Below are 240 nucleotides of genomic sequence, written 5' to 3' on the forward strand. Positions count from 1 at the left end.
CGCAATGTTGCCTCAGTAACCGACTTTGATAGCACGGCGCTTGACTGTAAAAACATCGCTAATGTCTCGTATGAACCCTCAAGTAAAGACGTGCGAATATCTTCTGATCTTGCATCTGTTGATAGCAGCCAGTGTGTTGTTCAACTGACAACGTTTGATGAATTTGGCAGGGTGTTCCAACAATTTGATGACTACCGTCGGCTTAAACACAGAAATGAATACATAGAAGCACAAGGTGTT

General features: G+C 42.9%; 1 protein-coding gene. It reads left to right on the forward strand.

All coding sequences use genetic code 11. The features are described 5' to 3' along the window. The coding region (locus tag N483_RS27380) for a hypothetical protein (RefSeq protein WP_196764427.1) at positions 1–240 on the forward strand (240 nt) is incomplete at both ends.

It is taken from the genome of Pseudoalteromonas luteoviolacea NCIMB 1944 (assembly GCF_001625565.1).
Taxonomy (GTDB): domain Bacteria; phylum Pseudomonadota; class Gammaproteobacteria; order Enterobacterales; family Alteromonadaceae; genus Pseudoalteromonas; species Pseudoalteromonas luteoviolacea_F.